The organism is Cupriavidus sp. 05L310 (genome assembly GCF_056398185.1).
This window is the reverse complement of the sequence record NZ_JBFTOX010000137.1, coordinates 1-2,536: the sequence shown is the minus strand read 5'-3', so window position 1 is coordinate 2,536 and position 2,536 is coordinate 1. Positions and strand designations below refer to the sequence as shown.

The 2,536-nt window shown below is 59.3% G+C and carries 4 protein-coding genes; 2 read left to right on the top strand and 2 right to left on the bottom strand.

Annotated elements, in window-relative coordinates; translation table 11 throughout:
* Positions 1-617 (top strand): transposase (locus tag AC1DS6_RS42365; protein ID WP_477104769.1); only part of this gene is annotated, 617 nt, incomplete at its 5' end.
* 15 nt (positions 618-632) lie between these two features.
* Here the strand turns inward: AC1DS6_RS42365 and AC1DS6_RS42360 are convergent.
* Positions 633-1,652 carry an IS110 family RNA-guided transposase gene (locus AC1DS6_RS42360; protein WP_477104768.1) on the bottom strand — a complete coding sequence of 340 codons (1,020 nt, stop codon included), beginning with the start codon at positions 1,650-1,652 and terminating at the stop codon, positions 633-635.
* A 165-nt stretch (positions 1,653-1,817) separates the two neighbouring features.
* On the opposite strand from AC1DS6_RS42360, the gene AC1DS6_RS42355 reads away from it, so the two are divergent.
* The gene (locus AC1DS6_RS42355; RefSeq protein ID WP_477104767.1) at positions 1,818-2,210 is read left to right on the top strand and encodes a hypothetical protein; all 393 of its coding nucleotides are present in this window, start codon (positions 1,818-1,820) and stop codon (positions 2,208-2,210) included.
* 186 nt (positions 2,211-2,396) lie between these two features.
* Here AC1DS6_RS42355 and AC1DS6_RS42350 read toward each other — a convergent pair.
* A partial coding sequence (locus AC1DS6_RS42350; protein WP_477104770.1) for an IS4 family transposase occupies positions 2,397-2,536 on the bottom strand: 140 nt, incomplete at its 5' end.

Sequence of the window (2,536 nt, the reverse complement as noted above, 5' to 3'; positions counted from 1 at the left end):
CCGAACTGTGGATCGCCGATCGCAACTTCAGCACCCGGGCGATTCTTGCCGGGTGGCAGCGTCGCGGCAGCGCCTTCATCGTGCGGGAGCACGGCCGCAATCCGAGCCCCAGCGAGCTGGAGCCGTTACGCGAAATGGGCCGGGTCGAAGCCGGCACTGTGTACGAGCAAGCGGTCAGCATCCCAGATGAATCAAACGCGCCGCAGGTGCTGCGGCGCATCGAACTGCATCTGGATGGCACCACCGAGGATGGTGTTACCGTCGTCCGCCTGCTGACCAATGTCCCGGCCGCCTATCTGACGGCCGAGGCAGTCGCCCGGCTATACCGGCGACGCTGGAGCATAGAGAATCTATATGAACGCGTCCCTTTTGCGCTAGTTTTTCGTGTGCTTCTGACAGACAGGATGGGTTGCAGCTCTATATCCGGCCTTTTGCAGCCGGTACTACTGCTGCGGGCCCCTATGAAATACGCAGACTCACACCTCATTCTGTTAGCGAGATCGAAGCTCTCTTCTCTATTCAGGTTTAGCGAGTCCCGGTCCTACCTGGTTTGTCATCACACTCGATTGCCAACGCAACCTTTCGACGTTCACCCTGCGTTAAACGTTAGTCTTTGACGTGGCGCCCACCATTCAAGCCGGCTTCGCGCTCACGTATCCTTTCTGGTATGGCCGGTCATGGGCCAGTATCGCCCAGATCATCCGCGCCATCTTGTTGGCCAGCGCCACGATCACCACATTCGCCGGCCGCCGCTTGGTCATCTGCTCGACCCAGGGGCCAGGCTCCTTTGCGTGCGTTATCACCGATCGTGCACCGTGGATCAGTAGGGTGCGTAGATACGTGTCACCCCGCTTACTGATCCCATGCAGGTTCACTTTGCCGCCCGATCCTGTCTGCTTGGGCACGAGACCCGCCCACGCCGCGAATTCACGTCCCGACCGAAACGTCTTCGCATCGCCGATCATCGCAACCGCCGCCGTCGCTGTCAGCAGTCCAACGCCGGGAATCTCGCTGATCGCCTTCACCGCCTGGTCTTCCTTGACCCACTCGCGCATGCGCCGCTCGATTTCCGCGACTTGCTCATCTAGCTTCGCAAGTCCATTCCACTGCTCGCGTAGCGTATTGATCAGCGCCATTGGCAAGCGCTGTGTCACCCTGGCAATTACCTCGGGTATGGATTTATCCAGCGCGGCCCGACCCCTGCCCATCACTTCGCCGTACTCCGTCAGCAAGCCGCGTAACGCATTGACCTGCATCGTGCGGAACTTCACCAACTGCTGGCGCATCCGGTGCAGCGCCAGCATTGCCTGCTGCATCTCGGTCTTTACCGCCACCGCTTTGCTTGGCTGTTGCACCGCCAACCAGATCGCCCGAGCATCCGCCGCATCGTTCTTGTTGCGGATGTTGAACGCCTTGACGAACTCCGCCGGCATCAGCTTCACTTGGTGGCCCATCTTCGTAAGCTGCCGTGCCCAGTGATGTGCACCACCGCACGCTTCCATGCCGATAAGACACGGTGCACGGTTCGCGAAGTGCTCCAGAAACTTCGCCCGCTTGACTGGCTTGTTCACGATCTCGCCTGTCTCTTGGTCAACGTAGTGCACCTGAAAAACCGTCTTCGCGATATCCACGCCTACTGCAGTAAAATTCATTTGGATGCTCCGGTTGTGGGAAATGCATGCATTTTCCACTTTTGGCACATGGATGCCGCTGGCCCGTGAGGATCCTCCTCTTCGTTCCGTTGTTCACGGGTGGGACGCGTTCATTTCATTCTGTTTCAGCGGCTGGAATCGGTGCTCAATAGTGAGATTCGCTCGTTGAGCCAACCGCGCGCGGCGCTGCTGGCCTTCGGCGTGGCGGCGCTCGCGTATAACGTACTGAGCGTGATTGCGACTGCGGTGAGAATCCGGCATGAGCCGGATACCAGCGACATCGAGATCTCACCGTATTACCTCGCCAGCGAAATCCGGGCAACTTATGCCGGCATGATGATCGCGGTGCCGCCCGAGGTGTGGCAGGCCTATGACCTCCTCACCCCAGCTCAGCTCGGTCGCGAGTTGATCAGGATGGCGACGCACGTTGATCCTCGCGCGATGCGCAAACATACGCGGGGACCGAAAGCGCCGAAGAAGAAAGGCTATGTGGCTGGATGCGTAGCACGGCGGCATGTTTCTACCGCCCGTGTCATCAAGGCTGGACGTGTCGTTTAATCACCTTGAAAGGGGTGGCTCTTAGACCTGCAACCCAAGTCTCGACTAGGCCTGGCGCCCGGCATAAGCAGGTGATGTTTAATGGGGGCCGCTTCCGCGAGCACGGATGTGTGATGGATCGCTCGCGGCACGCCGATTTTCTTGGGGCCGTAATTCGAGGGTGGCGCAGAAGGATAGGGCATGTGGTTATACACAATTGTCCCCATCATCGACGGCTCGTAAGCCTCGCAGTGTCTTCGCCGCGACATGAACTTCTTTCAGCCCCAGCCAAATCGTCTTCACGCCAGGCTCGCCATCACTCTTGCGGCCGAGGAATCCGCCAAGGC

Excerpts from the sequence above, each read along its gene's own strand:
- AC1DS6_RS42360 (WP_477104768.1), bottom strand. The coding sequence starts at position 1,652 with ATGAATTTTACTGCAGTAGGCGTGGATATCGCGAAGACGGTTTTTCAG.